The sequence below is a fragment of the Paenibacillus sp. NPDC101420 genome, from assembly GCF_050277435.1.
Taxonomy (GTDB): Bacteria; Bacillota; Bacilli; order Paenibacillales; family Paenibacillaceae; genus Paenibacillus_AQ.
On record NZ_JBNNSE010000003.1, the window covers coordinates 456,004 to 477,168 of the forward strand.

Annotated in this window: 18 protein-coding genes; all 18 read left to right on the plus strand. The window is 44.4% G+C overall.

Annotated features, from left to right (window positions below; all coding sequences use genetic code 11):
- The first annotated feature begins 64 nt into the window (after window positions 1-64).
- The 18 genes from ACQKMP_RS17255 (at window position 65) to ACQKMP_RS17340 (ending at window position 20,839) form a co-directional block, all read left to right on the plus strand.
- The gene (locus ACQKMP_RS17255) at window positions 65-481 is read left to right on the plus strand and encodes a F0F1 ATP synthase subunit epsilon (RefSeq protein ID WP_042131365.1); all 417 of its coding nucleotides are present in this window, start codon (window positions 65-67) and stop codon (window positions 479-481) included.
- Window positions 482-677: 196 nt separating this feature from the next.
- Window positions 678-935: a DUF1146 family protein gene (locus ACQKMP_RS17260; RefSeq protein WP_042131364.1), complete on the plus strand. Its 258-nt coding sequence runs from the start codon at window positions 678-680 to the stop codon at window positions 933-935.
- A gap of 201 nt (window positions 936-1,136) precedes the next feature.
- Window positions 1,137-2,513, plus strand: a complete 1,377-nt coding sequence (gene murA / locus ACQKMP_RS17265; protein ID WP_042192464.1) for a UDP-N-acetylglucosamine 1-carboxyvinyltransferase — start codon at window positions 1,137-1,139, stop codon at window positions 2,511-2,513.
- A gap of 350 nt (window positions 2,514-2,863) precedes the next feature.
- Complete coding sequence (gene spoIID / locus ACQKMP_RS17270) at window positions 2,864-3,997, plus strand: stage II sporulation protein D (protein WP_427470125.1); 1,134 nt, start codon at window positions 2,864-2,866, stop codon at window positions 3,995-3,997.
- Between the two features lie 61 nt (window positions 3,998-4,058).
- Complete coding sequence (locus ACQKMP_RS17275) at window positions 4,059-4,793, plus strand: M23 family metallopeptidase (protein WP_042192459.1); 735 nt, start codon at window positions 4,059-4,061, stop codon at window positions 4,791-4,793.
- Window positions 4,794-5,064: 271 nt separating this feature from the next.
- Complete coding sequence (gene spoIIID, locus ACQKMP_RS17280; protein ID WP_019915029.1) at window positions 5,065-5,352, plus strand: sporulation transcriptional regulator SpoIIID; 288 nt, start codon at window positions 5,065-5,067, stop codon at window positions 5,350-5,352.
- A gap of 129 nt (window positions 5,353-5,481) precedes the next feature.
- A complete protein-coding gene (locus tag ACQKMP_RS17285) occupies window positions 5,482-6,480 on the plus strand; it encodes a rod shape-determining protein (protein WP_042192456.1) in 999 nt (332 codons plus the stop codon).
- Window positions 6,481-6,527: 47 nt separating this feature from the next.
- On the plus strand, window positions 6,528-7,406 hold the full coding sequence (locus ACQKMP_RS17290) for a flagellar hook-basal body protein (protein WP_149645345.1): 879 nt from the start codon (window positions 6,528-6,530) through the stop codon (window positions 7,404-7,406).
- A gap of 52 nt (window positions 7,407-7,458) precedes the next feature.
- Window positions 7,459-8,280: a flagellar hook-basal body protein gene (locus ACQKMP_RS17295; RefSeq protein WP_339243781.1), complete on the plus strand. Its 822-nt coding sequence runs from the start codon at window positions 7,459-7,461 to the stop codon at window positions 8,278-8,280.
- A gap of 10 nt (window positions 8,281-8,290) precedes the next feature.
- Window positions 8,291-8,527 (plus strand): DNA-directed RNA polymerase subunit beta, encoded by a 237-nt coding sequence (locus tag ACQKMP_RS17300; protein ID WP_042192450.1) that lies wholly within the window; start codon window positions 8,291-8,293, stop codon window positions 8,525-8,527.
- A gap of 257 nt (window positions 8,528-8,784) precedes the next feature.
- Window positions 8,785-9,207 (plus strand): 3-hydroxyacyl-ACP dehydratase FabZ, encoded by a 423-nt coding sequence (gene fabZ, locus ACQKMP_RS17305; protein ID WP_042192447.1) that lies wholly within the window; start codon window positions 8,785-8,787, stop codon window positions 9,205-9,207.
- A 47-nt stretch (window positions 9,208-9,254) separates the two neighbouring features.
- Window positions 9,255-10,976, plus strand: coding sequence for a phospho-sugar mutase (locus ACQKMP_RS17310; RefSeq protein ID WP_427470130.1), 1,722 nt, complete (start codon window positions 9,255-9,257; stop codon window positions 10,974-10,976).
- Window positions 10,977-11,110: 134 nt separating this feature from the next.
- Window positions 11,111-13,147, plus strand: coding sequence for a DUF5693 family protein (locus tag ACQKMP_RS17315; protein ID WP_076285657.1), 2,037 nt, complete (start codon window positions 11,111-11,113; stop codon window positions 13,145-13,147).
- Window positions 13,123-14,259, plus strand: a complete 1,137-nt coding sequence (csaB, locus tag ACQKMP_RS17320; RefSeq protein ID WP_427470132.1) for a polysaccharide pyruvyl transferase CsaB — start codon at window positions 13,123-13,125, stop codon at window positions 14,257-14,259. Before ACQKMP_RS17315 ends, csaB begins: the two co-directional genes overlap by 25 nt.
- Window positions 14,260-14,265: 6 nt before the next feature.
- Window positions 14,266-15,021 (plus strand): WecB/TagA/CpsF family glycosyltransferase, encoded by a 756-nt coding sequence (locus ACQKMP_RS17325; RefSeq protein ID WP_042192439.1) that lies wholly within the window; start codon window positions 14,266-14,268, stop codon window positions 15,019-15,021.
- Between the two features lie 116 nt (window positions 15,022-15,137).
- Window positions 15,138-16,265 carry a glycosyltransferase family 4 protein gene (locus ACQKMP_RS17330; RefSeq protein ID WP_339243775.1) on the plus strand — a complete coding sequence of 376 codons (1,128 nt, stop codon included), beginning with the start codon at window positions 15,138-15,140 and terminating at the stop codon, window positions 16,263-16,265.
- Window positions 16,266-16,424: 159 nt separating this feature from the next.
- Window positions 16,425-20,342 (plus strand): S-layer homology domain-containing protein, encoded by a 3,918-nt coding sequence (locus ACQKMP_RS17335; protein WP_427470134.1) that lies wholly within the window; start codon window positions 16,425-16,427, stop codon window positions 20,340-20,342.
- Window positions 20,343-20,497: 155 nt separating this feature from the next.
- A complete protein-coding gene (locus ACQKMP_RS17340) occupies window positions 20,498-20,839 on the plus strand; it encodes a hypothetical protein (RefSeq protein WP_042131350.1) in 342 nt (113 codons plus the stop codon).
- Window positions 20,840-21,165: the final 326 nt, after the last annotated feature.

The following is a 21,165-nucleotide window of genomic DNA, read 5'->3' on the forward strand; positions in this document are numbered from 1 at the left end:
CGTAAAGCTAAGTGTATGCTTTCGATGAGAGCTTTACTTCGTAAAGCTTTAAGGAGGAATGGAAGTGAATACCTTTTTGTTGGAAATTGTCACGCCGGAGCATCTCGTCTATTCTAAACAAGTGAATAGCTTGACAGTACGGGGAGTCGAAGGCGAGTTGGGTATTTTGCCGGGACACATTCCGCTTGTGACTCCACTTCAGGTTGCTCCGTTATCCGTCAAATCGGACGGTGTTACGATCTCCATCGCCGTTCATGGCGGTTTCGTTGAAGTGCATAAGGACAAAGTAACAGTGCTGGCCGAAAGTGCTGAGCTGCCAACGGATATTGATGTTGAACGCGCCGAGGCTGCTAGAGAACGCGCTCAGCGCCGTCTCCAGACTCGTAGCAAACAAGATGATATCGATCACCGCCGTGCGGAGTTGGCGCTGCAACGCGCTGTTACACGGATTAAAGTGTCCACTGGTAAAGGACAACAGTAGGATATAAGCGGTCAAGCTCTAAGCTTGACTGCTTTTTTTGTTATAGTAATCTATGTAGTAAAGGTTAAGATTTCTTCATTTTTTTGGATATTGGCATTGAATTGTTTAAAAATTTGTAAAAGTACTGGATTCTTTTGCCCTGCGCAAGTATGATATAAGAGTCGATTTCCGAGTAATACGAACACGGAGGGTTAGCATGGGGGATATATTGTCCAATGGATGGTCTAGTGCCGCTGGAACCAGCAGCATGATCTCAATGATTGTTTCTTTGCTCAGTGTTGTATTATCTTGGTGGGCATTGCAGAACCTTAAGCTGGATTTGGTCATAAGATATCCCAAGAGTCCTCAAGGAAGGCTGCTGCACTTGCTTTTGGCTATTGTACTTGGTCGTTTAGTTGCAGGATTCTTTTTGGATTACCTTAGCTGGAGTGGGATGATCCGCTATATGTTTTAGGAATATGTAGTTTGGTTATAAGTGTCATAGGTCGCAATGGTCAAAAAGTGTCGAATAATAAGGTTTTATTATGTCAACACTGAACTTTAAGGAACATGCCCGGCTGAATGGGCGTATTGATGGAGTATGCGAATTTTTTTGCAATTACTTTTAATCTAAAAAAATAATTTAAGAAATAATGGACGCGGAGGGAAACCGAAAATGAGCAAATTTATCGTCCGCGGTGGCAACAGATTGACCGGGAGCGTGAAAGTTAGCGGCGCAAAAAATTCCGTATTACCGATCATAGCCGCCTCTCTATTGGCAGAAGAAGGAGTAAGCGTCATTGTGGACGCACCTCCGCTTGATGATGTAATGACGATTTCAAAAATGTTGGAATCTCTGGGTGCAGGGGTTACATATCAAAACGATATTATCCAGGTGGATGCTACAAACATCACTTCCTGTGAAGCACCTTATGAATGGGTACGGAAAATGCGGGCATCTTTTTTAGTCATGGGTCCTCTGTTATCACGGCTTGGTCATACAAGAATTTCTTTGCCTGGTGGCTGCGCCATTGGCACACGACCGATTGATCAGCATTTGAAAGGATTTGAAGCGCTTGGTGCAGAGATTAGTCTCGGCCAGGGCTACATTGAAGCGAAAAGTAACGGTCGGCTGCGCGGAGCCAAAGTGTATTTGGATGTAGCTAGCGTGGGTGCGACCGAAAATATAATGATGGCAGCGGCACTCGCCGAAGGCGTGACCGTGATTGAGAATGCGGCTAAGGAGCCTGAAATTGTCGACCTGGCCAATTATTTGAATGGTATGGGCGGAATCGTTCGCGGTGCGGGTACAGGTGTTATCCGTATTGAAGGCGTAGAACGTCTGCATGGCGTTAAACATCATGTGATTCCTGACCGTATTGAAGCCGGTACCTATATGGCTGCCGCAGCAATCACAGGTGGGGACGTATATGTGGAAGGCGCAATCGCTGATCACTTGGGACCTGTTATTGCTAAGATGGAAGAGATGGGTGTGACCATTATTCCTGATGAGAATGGGGTTCGTGTAATTAGTGACAAACCTCTTAAAGCTGTTGATTTGAAGACTTTGCCGTATCCAGGCTTTCCGACGGATATGCAGTCACAGATGATGGCATTATTGCTGCGTTCTGAAGGAACTAGTGTCGTTACAGAAACTGTATTCGAGAACCGGTTCATGCATGTGGATGAATTCCACAACATGAATGCTGAGATTAAGATCGAAGGTCGCTCAGCAATCGTTACAGGTAATGCGCAATTGGTCGGAGCCAAGGTTTGTGCTACGGATTTACGTGCGGGAGCTGCGCTTATTTTGGCAGGTCTTGTTGCTGAAGGCACTACTGAGGTAAGCGGAACTCATCATATCGACCGTGGATATGTACATTTGGCTGAGAAGCTGTCTGGACTAGGTGCGGAAATATGGCGTATCTCCATGGAAGACACAGCCGCGCAAACGGTGAAGGACGAAACTCTTAAACCAGAAGTAGCCAAGAGCGAATCAAGCAAAAGCGATGAGGTTAAACCTCGCTTTCAGGTTCAAGCAACTTGGGTATAATATCAGTGATTAGGTGAGAACAGGCTGCAGTGATGCGGCCTGTTCTTTTTTTAAATATAAGAGTTTATATGTTTTACACTATAAATTATTCTTATATTTCTCGCATAAACGCTACCGTCCTTATAGGGACACCGAAGACGTTTTTGCTTGTATTATTAGAAAGTAAATTTGAATCCTCATCTAATGAGGATTTTTTCGGTTGTAATTTTTTAACACGGGGTATAGTGATAGATGCGAGAAAGCTACTCTCTTTCTCTCAAATATTGTTCTAGTAGTTACTGTAAATTCATATCTATAAGAATCAACAGCGACTCACGGAAGGAGCCATAGAGATGAAAGATTTCCGCTACTTGCGACGTAACAAGTCAACGCGCTGGCACACGCGTTCCCTTGCTCCCCGGCTCAGGCGCCTCGGTCCCGCCGCCTGGCTCGCAGCGCCTATCCTGGCGGCGCTGCTGATTCCACTGGCGGTTGTACCGCTGCACCGGGGACAACCGGCGCCTCCGGCCTTGCCGACGGTAACGGCCTCACCAGCCGCACCAGCGGGGCCGGAGGCGGCTGCGCAGGAAGCGCCGCAGCCGAAGGTCTCCGTCTATTTGTCGCGTAGCGGACAAATAGAGACGTTGCCGCTGGAGGAATACGTCAGCGGCGTGCTTGCGGCCGAGATGCCGGCCAGCTTTGAGCTTGAAGCGCTCAAAGCGCAGGCCGTAGCGGCCCGCACCTTTATCCTTCGCCGCCTGCTGGCTGGCGACAGAAGCGGCGTGCCCGTTCCGGGGGCGGATGTAACAGATACGGTAAGCCATCAGGCTTACGTATCTAAGGACACGCTGGAACGGAAGTGGAAGCTCGGCGGAAGAAGCGCCGACCTCGCAAAGCTTCAGCGCGCGGTCCTTGAGACGCGCGGTATCATTATGACCTATAAAGGACAGCCGATTACGGCCTCCTTTTTCGCCTCCAGTGGAGGATATACCGAGAACTCGGAAGAATACTGGAATGCAGCGATTCCCTATCTGCGCAGTGTAACTAGTCCTTGGGAGAAAGAGATCACCCCAAACTATGCGGTGACATCTACATTCACCATCTCGGAAATACTTACTAGACTTGGGCTAAACGACAGAGTAATCCCTGCTTCAAAAAATACTACCCAATCAGGCATGACAAAAAATATCTCTACTTCCTCTGAATTGCCGGTAGAAGTGTTGTCTCTCACCACCGGACATCGGGTTAAGGAAATCTCTATTGGAGGTACTGTTTTTACTGGAAGAGAAGTGCGAGAAAAGCTAGGGTTACGTTCCAGCCAATTCAGTTGGGGGCGAAAGGGGAATAAAATCTATATAACTACCTTCGGAAATGGGCATGGTGTGGGAATGAGTCAGTGGGGAGCTAATGGGATGGCGAAGGAAGGCGGAACGGCTACTCAAATTCTCAAACACTATTACAGTGGTATCTCTTTTACGCAAATCTCAACTCTTCTGAAAAAATAACTTGAAAGATACGTATAAAAGATAGAAGCCCGGTAACACTGGTTACTGAGGTGATAACCATATGAATGAACAAGACAAAAACAAAACAAACCATGATGAATCTCTCAAAAAATCGCAGGGAGATTCAGGTGCTAAACCTTCTTCATGGAGCAAGATGTTATCTAAACGTTGGGTGTTCCCAGCAGTCTACACGGCGGCAGCGGCAATTATACTAACTTTGGTGTGGGTCTATCAGGATGCCGGCCAAAAACCGCTGGACACCGCCGCCACATCACAGCAAGTAGGAGCTTCGACTAACGAAGCTGGTACTGCAAACAGTAATCCAGATGCCCTTGAAGTTCTTGCTTCAGCGGAAAGCTTGGTTTGGCCAGTAGCCAATCCAGGTGAAGTAGAAGTGGTCAAACCGTATTATGATGAGAATGGTACAGAAGACAATCACGTTGCCGCAATGGTGCAGTATAACGACAAATTTATTCCTAATGTCGGTATCGATCTTGCCCGTGAAGACAACAATACGTTCGACGTCAAAGCAGCGCTTAGCGGTGAAGTTACTAGAGTGGACGATGTTGCAGTGTTAGGTAAGGTCATTGAGATTACCCATCAAGGTAATATGAAGACCGTCTACCAAAGTCTTGGCGAAACGAAAGTGAAACAAGGCGATGTTGTGAAGCAAGGAGATACGCTTGCAACCGCAGGTCGCAGTGAAATCGAGAAGGACCTTGGCAATCATGTACACTTTGAAGTGTATAAGGACGGCAAAGTAGTTAATCCATCAGAGTTACTGCCAGGGCGATAAGAATATTTACTGCAGGGGGCTAATGCCCCCTGTTTTTATGTGAAAAAGGCTTTTCGTAAGCAGCATGCTTATAAAGAGCCTTATTTTTCTATGAGAAACGGTTATTGTCTTTGATGAACCAACGACGTTCCGTCTTGCTAATAACAAGGCTTCTTGGGTTGTCCATTAAATAAAATGAGCCCTCCCAGGCTTGTCATGTCTTGAAAGCGCGAATATATAAGCCCGCCCCTCATATAATGTACCAAACTATCCACAGTTGGGAGGCGGGAGCGTGCACGATTACATCAAGGAACGTACGATCAAAATCGGACGCTGCATCGTGGAAACCAGGCATACGGTCCGGACCATAGCCAAGGAATTTGGCGTTTCAAAAAGCACGGTGCACAAAGACTTGACGGAGCGTCTGCCAGAGATCAACCCTGATCTGGCCGATCAGGTGAAGCACATTCTTGAATATCACAAATCCATCCGACATCTTCGGGGGGGAGAAGCCACAAAAATTAAATATAAAAAAACGACGGGGAAAAAACGTGAGGTTGCTGTAGCATCAAAGCCATAAGATTTTCGGAAATTTAAGGAAATATTCAGCTTTAAAACATTGTGTAGTTCCCCTAAAGTATGTTATTTTTAAATTTAGTACTAACTGCTGTTTTTTCAATTAAAATAACACTTTGGGGGCTCTTTCATTATGTTTAGCAAGGATATCGGAATCGACCTCGGCACGGCCAATGTGCTCATACATGTTAAGGGAAGGGGAGTCGTTCTGGATGAACCTTCCGTGGTCACACTTGAAAGTGATACGAAGAGAGTCCTTGCGGTGGGAGAACAGGCACGTCGCATGGTTGGACGTACACCCGGAAATATAACAACTATCCGTCCTTTACGGGATGGTGTCATTGCAGATTTTGAAGTCACGGAAATGATGCTGAAGTATTTTATCGACCGTGTTGGCGGTCGCACCTGGTATTCACGGCCTCGCATTCTGATATGCGCCCCTACAAATATTACATCTGTGGAACAAAAGTCCATTCGGGAAGCGGCAGAACGCAGCGGGGCTAAGGAAGTATTTATGGAAGAAGAGCCAAAGGCCGCTGCGATTGGAGCGGGAATGGACATTTATCAGCCAAGTGGAAACATGGTCGTCGATATCGGTGGCGGAACGACGGATGTAGCCGTACTTTCTATGGGCGACGTCGTTACCGCTTCTTCGATTAAAGTCGCTGGAGACAAGTTCGATGAGGCCATTTTAAGATATATTAAACAAAAGTATAAATTGTTGATCGGTGAACGGACAGCAGAGGATATTAAGGTTACTATTGGTACGGTTCGACCTGGTTTGATGAAGTCCGAAATGGATATTCGTGGCCGGGACATGGTAAGCGGACTTCCCCAAACGCTCACTATTACGGCGGCTGAGGTAAAGGAAGCATTATGGGATCCGGTTTCTTCCATTGTGGCTGCAGCTAAATCGGTACTGGAGCGTACACCACCAGAATTGTCTGCGGACATCATTGACCGGGGTGTGGTTCTTACTGGTGGAGGTGCTTTGCTTAACGGATTGGACGAGCTACTCTCAGAAGAATTACATGTACCTGTTTGGGTAGCGGAAGACCCTATGCACTGTGTGGTAAAAGGAACAGGAATTATGCTGGACAATTTGGACAAGGTCGTTAAGAAAAAGTTCTAAGCAGCCGATATAAAAGGTAGCATTAGATTCGGAAGGAGACTACCTTCATGATAAGAGGTTTATATACGGCCGCTGCAGGTATGGTTGCGCAGCAACGTAGACACGATACGGCAACACAGAACATCGCTAACTTAAATACTACGGGATATAAGCAGGTTGACAGTGTTAATCATGCTTTTCCGGATGTCTTGATCTCTGCTATGATTAATGGCAATACCACGCCGGTGGGGCGCCTTAACACGGGAGTTTTTGCAGAACAGTCAATATCCCAATATTTACAGGGTGATTTAAGGGAGAGCGGCAAGTCTATGGATTTTGCTTTATCTACAGATTTGCAAGTCGCCGACCCTGTGACGGGTCAAAATATAGCCTTTGATGGTTCAGGGAAATATGTAAGTCCTGAGGGTGAGGTTATTTACCGTCCACAGGCTTTCTTTACCGTTCAGGATGCTGAGGGCAATAACTTATTTACCCGAAATGGAAGCTTCACAGTAAATGCGGCTACGGGAGAAGTGTTGAGCAGTGGAGGCTTCAAGGTTCTGGATTCCACTGGCAAGCCACTTGTCTTGACAGGAAATCAGGACACCCTTAAAGTGGACGGGCAGGGTAATGTACTAAATCCAGTAACAGGACTTCCGACAGGGACCAAGATTGGTGTGAGTGTAGTTACAAAGCCGCAGGAGCTTGTGCGTGATGGTAAAGGTGTGTTTCACGCTGATGATATAGCGGCGGCGGACATTCGTTACTCCAATGCAACTGATAACTTACAGGTGCGTCAAGGGTATTTAGAGGGCTCCAATGTTGACCCTACTCAGGTTACTGTTGATTTGAATGCCGCATACCGGGCATATGAAGCGAACCAAAAGATCGTCCAATACTATGATAGCAGCTTGCAGAAGGCTGTAACTGAAGTCGGCAGGGTATAAGTGCTGCTTATGAAATGGGTTTTACAGGTACAGCTTATAGGAGGTTTGATCTATGAACAACTCAACGATTAGTGCAGCAGTCTCCATGTCCAGCCTTCAGCAGCGGCTTGATATTATAGCGGATAATCTAGCCAATATGGATACAAATGGTTATAAGAGCAAGAAAGGCTCCTTTGAGGATGTGCTGACTCGTGTGCAGCAGCAATCGGATGACTATGATCAGCCGGGCCGCGCTACACCTCTAGGTTTTAATATCGGTTTCGGGACTTATGTGCCTTCGATTACGACTAATTGGGAAGAAGGTCCCCTTAAAGAAACAGGTAATCCAACCGACTTGGCGCTTCAGGGTAATGGGCTGTTTGGAGTTCAGGTCAATGGAACTACAGCTTATACAAGACAAGGTGACTTTCACTTTACGCCTGACACCACCGATACAACCAAGATGGTCCTTGTAGATAATACGGGGAATCCGGTACTGAATACAGCAGGTAATCCTTTAACGGTCCCTGTGGGTGTGAATGCAGCTATCGATGAATCCGGTCGTGTATTAACGAAACAGTCAGAGAATGGACCTGTTCGGGTAGCAGGTACTATAATGATTGTAGAACCTAAGACACAGAATGCTTTAAAGGCAGTGGACGGGAATTTCTATATGCTTGCCGATGGAGTTACAGCACAGCAGGCTTTTGTACAAAGAGCGGCAGGTGAGGCGTCTGGAATTGGAGTACGCTCAGGGTGGCTGGAGCAGTCAAATGTCGATATGACCACAGAAATGACAGAAATGATGCAGATTCAACGTACGTATCAACTCGCAGCTCGGGCGCTTTCTTCCAGTGATCAGATGCTAGGTCTGGCCAATAACATGCGCGGGTAGAGGTGAAGGAATGGAACGTCAGAAAAAGGTGAAGTCGGAAGACAAACCAGAAGACAAGAAAGAGCCGAAGCGGCGAGGATTATCAAAATGGACACTTATCCAGTGGATTCTTATTCCTTTGCTTCTCATAGCTGCACTTGGAGGCGGACTGGTTGTCGGTTACGTTGTCCTTGGCAAAAAAGAGTTTAGCGATGTTCTACAATGGAGCACATGGAAACATGTCTATGATTTGGTTTTTGCTCCATAATTTAAGATGATAACGACTCCCTTCTTGCTTAAGGGAGTTTTCTTTTTTATACGGATAAATGTATAATGGTGGGGGGCCTCGGGCAGCAAAAAGGGCCCTCTCCGCCATGCTATCGCATCCGGTGGAGAAAGCCCCTTATCTCAACCTCCACTTCTGCAGGTGGTGAAGGATATATATAGTTTTTACCGAAGCTGCCTAAATTTATGCAGTTCGGCGAAGAATAAATGAAGTAACATCCGAAAGGAGTTTTGTTAATAATGCTGGATATCAACCAAATTCAAGAAATCATCCCCCATCGGCCTCCATTTCTGCTGGTGGACAAGATCACTGAGATTGAAATGGGTAAACGGGCTGTTGGCATTAAAAATGTAACGATCAACGAACCTTTCTTCGCAGGTCATTTTCCAGGTTATCCGGTAATGCCGGGCGTACTGATTACAGAAGCTCTTGCACAAGTTGGTGCGGTTGCTATTTTAGGGGTAGAAGCGAATCGCGGTCGGATTGGCTTTTTAGCCGGGCTCGATGGATTCCGTTTCCGTGGTCAAGTCGTACCAGGAGATACGCTCACTCTTGAAGTGGAGATTACTCGCCTTAAGGGCAGTATTGGAAAAGGACAAGCTACTGCGTCGGTTGAGGGGAAAGTTGTTGCCTCTGGGGAAATTATGTTTGCGCTCAGCTAATATTAATTAGCGAATATATATTATACATGGAGAAGGAGAGATTCTAAATGACTCAATTAAGCCCAAAAGCGGCAGAAACCTTATCTCGCTGGCTGGAGAACGCATCTGTTGATGAGTCTACGAAGGCGGAGCTGCGCGCTCTGGAGAACGAGCCACAGGAGCTCGAGGAACGATTTTATAGAGATCTGGAATTCGGTACAGGTGGTCTACGCGGTGTAATTGGTGCAGGTAGTAATCGTATCAATCGTTATACGGTAGGTAGAGCTACACAAGGTTTCGCTAAATATATTCTGGAGACGCATACTGGAGAGGGAAGACCTTCTGTTGTTATCGCTCATGACTCCCGTCGTTTCTCGCCTGAATTCACACTTGAGGCTGCTCTTGTATTGGCTGCTAATGGCATTGAGGCTCATTTATTTACTTCTCTGCGCTCAACACCCCAATTGTCGTTCAGCGTGCGCCATTTGAAGGCAACGGGCGGTATTGTTATTACTGCAAGTCATAATCCGCCTGAATATAACGGGTATAAGGTTTATAATTCTGAAGGTGGACAGCTTGTCCCTGACGAAGCCGAAAAGGTCATTTCTTACATATTAGGGGTTGACACTTTTGATGGTGTGAAGCGGATTTCCCAAGAAGAAGCGGAGCGTCAAGGTCTGCTGCACTGGCTTGGTGAGAAGGATGACGAAGCGTTTACCGATACTGTCGCTGCGGTTAGTCTTGCAAGTGAAGAGATCGCCTCTACGCTTGGAAAAGACTTCAAAATCGTATACACCCCGCTACATGGTACTGGTAACCTGCCAGTCCGCCATGTGCTTGAGAAAATAGGTTTCACACATGTGCATGTTGTACCTGAGCAAGAACAACCAGATTCCGAATTTTCCACTGTAAAATCACCGAACCCAGAAGAACGCGAAGCCTTTACACTGGCTATGAAGCTGGGCGAAGAGTTGAATGCAGACCTCTTAATTGGCACGGATCCCGATGCAGACCGTATGGGGGCAGTGGTTCGCGATAATGAAGGTAAATTTGTTGTTTTGTCGGGCAATCAATCTGGAGCTTTGATGATTCATTATTATTTGAGCCGTTTACAGGAACAAGGTAAGTTGCCTAGCAATGGTGCAGTTGTGAAGACTATCGTGACGAGCGAGATGGGGGCAGCTGTAGCCTCTCATTATGGTGCAACTGTATTTAATACGCTAACGGGATTCAAATATATTGGGGAAAAAATGACTCAATTCGAACAATCCGGAGATTACACATATCTTTTCGGTTATGAAGAAAGCTATGGTTATCTTGCAGGTAACTATGCTCGTGATAAGGACGCCGTTCTTGCGGCTATGTTGATCGCTGAAGCAGGTGCTTATTACAAAGCTCAAGGCAAAACATTATATGATGTTCTTCAGGAATTGTATGAGCAGTTCGGATACTTCTTGGAAAGCCTGGAGTCCCGTACATTGAAGGGTAAGGATGGCGTTGCGCAAATTCAAGGTATCATGAATGATTGGCGTACGAATGCACCACAAGAAATTGCGGGATCTGCCGTTACAGAGGTGCTGGATTATTCGCTAGGCTTGAATGGTCTGCCGAAGGAAAATGTACTGAAGTATTTGCTGGCTGACGGTTCATGGTTCTGCCTGCGTCCTTCCGGTACCGAACCAAAGATTAAAGTTTATTTTGCGGTTGTGGGTGAATCCTTGCAGAATGCTAAGGATAAGGTAACTACACTATCCAAGCAGGTTATGGCTCGTGTTGACGGGGAACAATAAAATAAGAATATAGATTGCGCTCTATATTGTGAAATTATATTTTTTACGTAGAAACGGGTACCGTCTCTAAAAGGATGACGATCCGTTTCTACTTTTGTAAAAAGAGTTTTGAAATGAAAGAGGAGGTACTTTTGGTGCAGCAAAAATGGCAACGTTGGAATATTTCTTCCCGAAAGTGGCTGTGGATCATAGTTGTGGTTGGCGTTTTAGCTGCCTTGCCAGTTGTCTATGACCGTCTGCAGACGGAGAAGTCTTCCAAGACAGTGGAATTTGTATTTGATTACCGTGATTTAGTTGAAGTAGCAAGCTATCGTGCAAATCCGCAGGATTATATTTCCGAACAATTAGATCGTCTAAAAGATGCTGGTGTTCAGAGTATGGCGATTTACGAAAGCACGCTGGAAGATTATCGGAAGGCGCGTCGTCTAATGATGTGGGGTGCGGCTGATATCGCTAATCTTACGGATACAATCATTCCGGTGAATGAGAACTATACTTATGTTCTTTTTACTAATCCTGATTACTACCAGGCCCTGGCGCCTGTCATTAAAGAGGCATTCGGTAATCTTGGGATTACTTCGAAGGAATGGAGTTTCCGCGGACAACAAGGTCTTATTATTGAGACTCCAATAGAAGATGCTACACTGAAGCCACTTCAGCCGGATCCATTTACACTGGAGATGCTGCATGACAAAGGGTTCACCATTGTACCGCGTCTTGTGGATTCTTTGACTTATAATAAAGCAACAGTTAAGAAGCTGTTAGATCGTTATGAAGAATTGGGTGTAAAACGAATCCTATTCGAGGGAGAGTCCGTTAAAGGGTTTAATGATGATGCGGATACGGCTAGTATCACTGACTTTGCAAATCTCCTTAAGGAACGTGGAATCGGAATTGCAGCAATTGAAAATATTAAGAAGCAGCAGAAGGGCTTTAACAAGCTTGCTTATTTGCTGGACTATAACGTAACACGGTTATACTCCCTTAGCGAAGGGGACTCTGCCTTAGATCCAAAAGTGATCTCAGATCGTTTCGCGCTGGCAACAAAGGATCGCAATATCCGCATGATTTATTTAAATACGATTCCTTCACGGAATACAGCTAAGGCACAGATTACAGATACGCTAGACAACCTTGTCACGAGTCTGAGTGATCCTGGTGGTGCCGTTGAGCAGATCAAAGACAATGGGTTTAAGTTAGGACAAGCTACGGCTTTTGAGGTTGTAGATTCGTCTTATCAGCGTTACTTCAAGCTAGTTGCGGTAGTTGGCGCAGTCTCATTAGTAGCGCTGCTGATTTCTTACTTTATTCCATGGCTTACGATCCCAGCATGGGTGCTAGGATTACTGGGAAGTGCAGGCCTGCTGGTCTTGAAACCAGAGCTGTTTGAGCAGGCACTGGCGCTAGCGGCTGCGATAAGTGCACCAACCCTGGCGGTTGTACTTGCCATTCGTAAGGTCAATGAAATGGGACCTCCGCTACGGAACAATACCCTTACCTATAAGGCTATGAGCCCGCAACGTCGGTTTACGCATAGTCTGGTGCTTTATTTGAAGACTTCATTAATTTCTTTGAGCGCTGTACCTTTCGTGATCGCACTGCTCAACAATATAACCTACAGCCTAGTGCTGGACCAGTTCCGTGGTGTTAGTCTGCTCCATATGGCGCCTATCGGCCTTGTAGCACTTTATGTACTCCTCTATCGTGGAGAGTTTGTCTTTAACAAGACAGGTAAGCTGCTGCGTACACCAATCACATTAGCTATGGTTCTTGCCGCTATGGTTCTTGGGGTCGTAGGTATGTATTATTTAAGCCGTACTGGAAATGGTGGTAACGTAACACCTCTAGAAATGGCCTTCCGTACATTCCTAGAGAATACGGTTGGTGTCCGGCCGCGTAATAAAGAGTTTTTGCTCGCACATCCGTTATTAATTCTTGGTGCATTCCTGGCCTTTAGATATCGGAATGCAGCATTTATCATGATCATTGCCGTAATTGGTCAGCTATCCATGGTGGATACCTTTGCACATATTCATTCACCTGTTCTAATCTCGCTGGTTCGTGGGTTGCTCGGTCTTGGACTCGGACTGATCATTGGTATAATTGCCGTAATCGTATGGCAGATTGCAGAAGGGTGTTGGAAACGATGGTCGCCACTCCTAAAAAGATAGTTATCTCTGGTTACTATGGTTTCCGTAACAGTGGAGATGAGGCGGTGTTGCAGTCCATTCTAAATGCACTGCAGAAACAGTCTCAAGCTTTGGGTATATCCATTGAACCTATAGTGTTATCCATTGATCCTGAGTGGACCAGCGCCACATACGGAGTGAAATCCGTGCACCGGATGAAGCTTGTTGAAGTCCGTCAAGCGATTTATGAGAGCGCTGGTCTGATCAGCGGTGGGGGTAGCTTGCTGCAGGATGTAACAGGTAGCAAGACTATTCCTTACTATTTAGGTATTATCAAACTTGCGCAGTGGATGGGTAGACCAACCTTTATCTATGCTCAAGGCATTGGGCCAGTGAATCGTAAACTTTTTCACCCTTTAATCAAATCCGTGTTTCGTAAATGTACCTATATATCTGTGCGGGATGAACAATCCCGCGAGCTTCTTCTATCTATGGGGCTAGAACAGAAGAACGTAGAAGTTGTTCCCGATCCGGTAATGGGCTTGTCTTTGCCAGAGGACACGGATGTTGCTACACAATCTTCAGAGTTATCTGATTCACTTCCGGTGATTGGGATATCGGTACGTTTTTGGGAGCAAGACCGCAGAGAACTGGAGGCTCTTGCACAAGGCTTGATTAAGGCCAACCGTGAGGTTCCGTTACATTTGCGATTCCTCCCTTTTCACACCCCTTCGGACAATGAGGCTTCACGTTATCTGATGGATAAGCTGAAGGGAAGTATAACCGAGCATGGTGGGCAGGTCAGTATTTGTGAGGATGCCATTCACCCGCAGCATATGCTACGGGAAGTGGGACAATGCGATGTTCTGATTGGTATGCGACTTCATAGCTTGATCTACGCGGCTGGAAGACGTGTTCCACTGATTGGTATTTCTTATGATCCGAAGATCGATCATTTTCTGGACAGAATTCAGACCCATCCTGTTGGAGCAACGAACACACTTGATGCTGAACATGTTGCTGCCGAGATTGTTCATCTTTTGAACACAGGACAGGAATGGAGAGCGGCACGGGAAGATGTCATTTCCAAGTTGATTCAAGAAGCAGAGGCACCAGCTCGGCAAATCGTAGAATATTTTCACCATAAAGGATGATCTAAAGTGAAAGCAGAAAGCGCGGTACCTACAGTTCCTATTTTTGGAATTAGAGTCTCGAAAGTTGATATGGCAGCAACAGTTGCCTATTTGACGGAGGCTGTTCATACCCGTATCCCGCATCAAGTGATTACAGCTAATCCAATTATGGTTATGGCTGCACTGGAAGATCCAGCTTATATGGATATTATGAAATCGGCTGAATTGGTTGTCCCCGATGGGACAGGCGTTGTATGGGCTGCTAATTATTGTAATGAGCCGGTATCAGAACGGGTAGCAGGTTATGATCTGTTACATGAATTGATGCGGCAGGGTGAAAGATATAGTTGGAAGGTATATCTCCTAGGTTCTACGCCTGAAGTGATTCGGGAAACCGCTGAAAGGTTACAATTGCAATATCCGGGTGTTATCATTGCAGGATATCACGACGGTTATTTTGGCCCGGATGCAGATGAAGAAATTGTTGCTGGAATTGTTAAAGCTAATCCTGACTTATTATTTGTTGCCAGAGGTGCAGATAGTCAGGAACCTTGGATTGCTAAATATAAGTCCAAACTGGGCGTTCCGATCATGATGGGGGTCGGCGGCAGCTTTGACGTGATCTCTGGGAAGAGCAAAAGAGCGCCAATAGCCTTCCAAAAAATGAGAATTGAATGGTTGTACCGTCTCCTAAAAGAACCTACACGGTACAAACGAATGCTTGCACTGCCGAAATTCGCATTAAAAGTGGTGCGTGAGAAAGATAAAGTAACAAAAGTCTAGCAAAATGCCGATATTCACCTAGAAAATGAGATAAATAGCCTAAATAAAGGATTGGAATTTGTTTTTGTAACAGCGTATAATTCAATGCGGTAGAGAAATGGGGGTCGACTGATCAAATGTTAATCATATACATCGCTGGATTTATCGTATGCATGGGACTCGCACTTGGCCTCACACCTTTGGTGAAGAAATTCGCCATTAAGATTGGTGCAACAGATGTGCCGAATGCTCGTAAAGTGCACACGAAAATTATGCCCCGCCTTGGCGGATTAGCTATTTTTCTAGCGTTTGTGTTAGGCCTGCTTGCCGTATTGCCGATTATTCCATACGAGTTCACTCCGCGGGAGGTCAACTTCATCAAAGCGCTGCTGTGTGGTGGCGGACTGATTGTACTTATCGGTGCACTTGATGACCGATTCGAATTATCAGCAAAAGTGAAGCTACTGGGCCAAATTATCGCAGCCTGTATCGTTGTTTTCGGCTTTGGTATTACTGTAGATTTTGTGAATATTCCATTTAACAATACGTATTCCTCACTGGAGAGCTGGATTGCTATCCCGCTTACGATTTTCTGGATTGTCGGTGTTACCAATGCCGTTAATCTGATCGACGGACTGGACGGGCTTGCGGCTGGTGTATCAGGAATTGCAATTGCTACGATTGCGGCAATGGCTTTCGTGATGGGAAACACCATGGTGGCAATGCTGTGTCTGTTGCTTCTGGGTAGCATCATCGGATTCCTGTTCTTTAACTTCCATCCTGCTAAGATTTTCATGGGTGATACAGGTTCGCTGTTCTTAGGCTTTTGCTTGGCATTACTTGCTTTGCTAGGATTTAAACAGATTGCAGTGGTTTCGTTTATTACACCTTTGCTTATTATCGGTGTACCATTGTCGGACACGTTCTTTGCGATCGTGCGCCGTAAGCTGCAAAAGAAACCAATCTTCGCACCAGATAAAGGTCACTTGCATCACTGTTTACGCGAGCTTGGCTTTAGCCACCGCCAGACTGTACTCATTATTTATGGTATTGCTGCATTTTTCGGTATTCTAGCTGTCATTCAATCATCCGCAGCTCTTTATGAAGCGAACTGGGTTACGTTCGTGGTTATCTGTATCATGCTATTCTTCCTGCAAATCGGTGCTGAAATCACTGGTTTGATCGGTAAGACTAAACGGCCGCTGATTGATTTCTTTTTAAGAATGCGTATGAAGGCTAATCCGGAAAGAGGCTCTAAGTCTTAAGCGACTAAGCAATTATTCTAAAATTTTCTAAACTTAACAAAACTCATCCGATTTCGGATGAGTTTTTTGTTGTTTTCCCTAAAAATATCACTACTTATGACCGATAAAGAACAAAGTGAAGGTTTACGAGAACTTATACTCAAAGGAGAGATATAACACATGCAACGCTTTAAGAGACCGTTCGTTTGGCTGATGCTGGCGGCTTTGATCGTTTCTATGTTCCCAGGTAAATACACGCCGATAGCGGCAGCGGCTACCACGAGCTCCACGACTTTCTTCAGTCCGGATGATCTCACATTACGAAATACCGTTCTGTTGAAGCAAGATGTTGTGCCAACAACAGCAACTCCAAATCCAGAGGGGTTAATTAGCCGTTCTAGTGTCTACAAAATAAGTAATCCTACCTTTTCGATTACAGGGACTTACTCACAAGTAACCTCATCTACAATGAAGGTTACTGTTGAGCAGCTTACTCAGGATACAACTAAAAAATGGGTAACGGATTCGACTCGCTTAACTACTGGAACAGTTACGACAGATAACAACAGTCCAGACAATCGCTTCGTAGCGTCTGGTCTTGTTCTGTATACAGGCTTTAATAAGATTACTTTCTCTGGTATGCAAGGTAATCTCCAACGTTCTGAATCTTTCTATGTGCTTTATGATCAAGTACCTTACGTAACGGAATTAAAAGTATTGGGTGGACCTTCTGCACTGAACTTAAATGAAGGAACACAGGTAGTTGTGCCGGTATCTACAGTTACTCTCCAAGGTAAAGTAGCGAATGCAACTAAAGTTAGTGTCTCCGTGAATGGTGGAACAGCTCTGCAAACCTCCTTATTGGAAGACGGAACATTTTTTACACCTGCTTTGAATTTGAATCCGGGATTAAGTACTCTTAAAATCGTAATTCAAAATGCTTCGGATTCTATAACCATTGACAGATCGGTTTATTTCTTTGATAAGGATCAACCGTTTGCTTCTTTGAACATCAATCATAATTCAGTCGACTATAATATTCTAAATGACAAAGTACCGACATTAACTGCTGACCTGACACCTAGTGTTGCCGGCTTTACAGGGCAGGTATTGGTGCCTTATAACGTAGCTCCATTCGAAACAAATGCTAAACTAACCCTCAATAAAGGTACTGGTAATGAGAAAGTTGTTACAATAAAAAAAGTGGAAGAGGAATTAACTATTCCTGGTCCTGATGGCGTTACTCCAACGTACAAGTTGGTTAAATTTACGACTAACACAAATCTGGATATTCTCCCTGGTGTAAATGACTTTAAGTTAAGTTTGGATTATGGCACTCACAGTAGTTCTCATCTCTATTCTTATAAATTCTTGAAAGATGAGACTGTTATAACAGAAATGTATTTTCTTCCTGGATATACGGGTTCAGGAGATCTTACTAATATCTCAAAACTGCCATTAAATGGACAACAGGTGGAGACAGATACTTTCTACATTATGGCAAAAACAAATAAATCAACTTCAGCTGTTTTAACTGCTAACTATTTACCTCTGAGTAATAAACCTTTACTCATAACTTCAGTTACTGTTCCAAGTCTCGGTACAAACGAATACGTATATAAAATAACGGGTTTCTCGAATGGTCAACAGAAAGTACAGTTCCGATACACAGGATCGGAGTCTTATTATAATGCTGATATTTCATATGTATCTAAAAACTATATTTACGTAAGCAATCTGCAGGACGGACAAACCTACGAATTCGATTCTAGTGCCGAAAATACTTTAACGGTAGCCGGCGAATATATTGGATTTGAAAATATCGCTGGTGCACAAGTACAAATTAATGGTATTGATAGTAATTCATTAACGGATAAACCATTTAAGCTTGAGGTAGAAAAAAATTCAACAGTAAACAAAACCACTTTCAATTTTGACTTGAAAATTAGTCAGACAGGGCCTCTTGTGTATGGTGAGAACAAAATCGTATTTACAGGAGTCTCAATTGATAATGCAGGCAATCAACGGATTATCAAAAAGGAACTGAAACTCTATATCATTGATACTAATATTTCTGGTGTAAAACAATTCCACCCTACTTTGGGAGATAATCGCTTACCTTTTACAAAAACAACACTTTCTAATGAAGTTGAGCGCAATGCCATTTTGGCATTGCCAGCAGAAATTGTATACAAGGATGAAAAGTATACAACGAGCAAAGATAAATTCGATTTGGTGCTACAAGGTAGTGGTGCTACGACCCTGAATCTGTATCAAGGTTCTACGTTGGTCTTTTCTTCGACAGGACAAGATAAGCTGCTCACGGACATCGAACAGGAACCTATTGGACCAAAACGTTATCCAGATGAGTTGACTGCAAATGGCTTGTACTATGAGTACATCGGAAGTGCTAAGAACTTTATCTTGCGTTTACGTGATATCAGGTTTGATACCCCAGGAAGTCAAGTTTATACGCTTGAGCTTATTAACAAAACAGGAGCAAGAACTACACAACGTCTTGAGGTAGTACGAGAATTAGCGCCATATCGTCTTCTTTCACCTGTACCGACAGTAGGTAAACAAATCGTCGTTAACAAAAACTTTGTTCGTTTTGATATTGAGGCCGAGGGCGCGTCTAAAGTAATAATTGGTAAAGATGAAGCTAAGAAACGTACAGATATTCCAAATTCAGATCGTTTTACCTATGATTATGTAGGTTTGAAGGCAGACAAATCCACGCCAATTAAGATTCAAATTGTTCGTGCTAACTCTACAATTAGCGATACTATAGATGTCTATTATGCCAGTGCAGTACAGATCGACACGCAGTATATGGCAGAAAAGGTAGCTACGAAGTATAGTGTTTTCAATAAAGCTCTAGAATTGAATTTCCCTAAAGGAACAATTATGAAGGGATTTACTAGCTCTGGTGCTGCGAAATATTATCCTAATACAAAATTATTGTTTGGTATTGCGGATCCCACTGATGGAGTCGTTGAACGTAAGAATGATTACGGAAATATTATTAACGTCACTGGTAGCGATGACAGAACTGAAGGCGGCGGAGGTCAACTTGTGATCCCGCAGGATCTCGCATTGCGTTTCACATCAACCGTTTCCACGAATAACTTTTCAAGAGTATCCGATATCTACTGGCTCAGCGGTGGCTTAGGAGAAGACGGTGTTAACATTGAAACCAATGGCGTTACTCCGCATTTTGTGGACGCTAGCGGGAAGACGGGGTATTTTACGCAGTACAGTCAAACTCGTAAAATTGTACCTTCTCAACGCGGTGAATTGACGCTTACGTTTAATTCTAGCATCGTAGATGAAGTGGGTTCGACAATTACAGTATTCCGGTATACCGATTCAGGAAAATGGGAAAACGTAGGTGGTGTAGTAGATACGAAGAAACATACCATTACAGTTCCATTTGATGAGTTTGGTTATTATACTGTTATGAAGCTACGTCGTGGTTTTGTTGATATTACGAATCATCCATGGGGCAGAAATATTATGAATGGATTGTACTCCAAAGGGTTCATGACTAATCTTCGCGCAGATGCATTCGGCGCAGATGATTTAACAACACGTGGTGAATTCGCGACCTTGCTGGTGAAATCATTGAGTATTCCTTTGAATTATGATGCCAACAAGCAAACATTCTTCGATATTGTGCCACAAGCGGTTTCGGCTACCTGGGATTTCAAACATATTGAGACTGCTGCTAGGGCGGGGATTGTTACAGGACTAAGTGACGGCTTCTTTGGACCTGACCAAGCTTTAACACGTGAACAAGCGGCAGTGATGATCGCTAGGGCGCTGAAGCTGAAGATGTCTTTGAATGACAGTAAACTCTTGGCAACCTTAAGTAAATCGTTTGTTGATACGAGTAATATGGATTTCTATTCACGCCCTGCCATTGAGGCTGTGTCCAAAGCTAAGATTATGGAAGGAAGCGCCGTGACGGTTACAGGACAGAAGAAACCCGTATATAACTTTAATCCAAAGGGTAAATTGACTAGAGCTGAGGCTGGAAAGATTACAGTCGCACTCTTGCAAAAGAGTACAAGCATCTTCCCTAAGAACTTTAACTAGAGCAAAAAAATGTTCACCGGCCTGCGAAAAAATATTCGCAGACCGGTGTTTTAATGTAATGAGAGCAATTACCAAGGACATATATTTTGTATTCTGCTTCAATTTACGATACAATAACGTAGAAAATATTATTTTCTGAAAGGTGAAAGCCAACCATGAAACCGATTTTAGCAAAAGCACAGTTGGATTACATGAAAGCCAAGAATATGTTTGAGAATAGAGCAAAAGTGTTAGAAAAGGAAATTGCGGCTAAGCGGGCACTACAGGAGATTACACAGGAGGTTATGGAGGAGCTTGTGCAGGCTACAGGATTCCATGATTCTTACAATGAGCTTGTCGTTGCTGAGAACGCTCTGATCGAATGGTCTCATACTACAATTAAGCATGAGAAGAGCTACCGCGAGAATCGCGCAGCTATTGATGCAATGTATGACAATGTAAACTCAAGTCCTGAAAAGCGTCAGGAATTGATCCAGTTATCTATGAAGATTCGTTAGAACATACTGTAATAGAAGCAAGCGCCGGCAACGGCGCTTTTTTGTTGCGTTCAACAAGCTCTGAATGGTGAAGGTAAGTAGTAGCCATTAGCATACGAATCATCGATGCAAGAATGAAATAGGAACGAACCAAGAAAGAGCATGTTAGCTATAACCTAGAAGCGAAAGCTTCTAGGTTATAGTTATAGCTTTAATGCGGACTAAGATCGAACCCCAGGAGGGCAAACCACCATAAGATCGGCTTACTGTGTTGTGAGAAATAAGGGCTTTTCGCCCCCTGTATACTCAAATTTTGTAGGAATGTTTAAATAAATGGTACTAGTGTT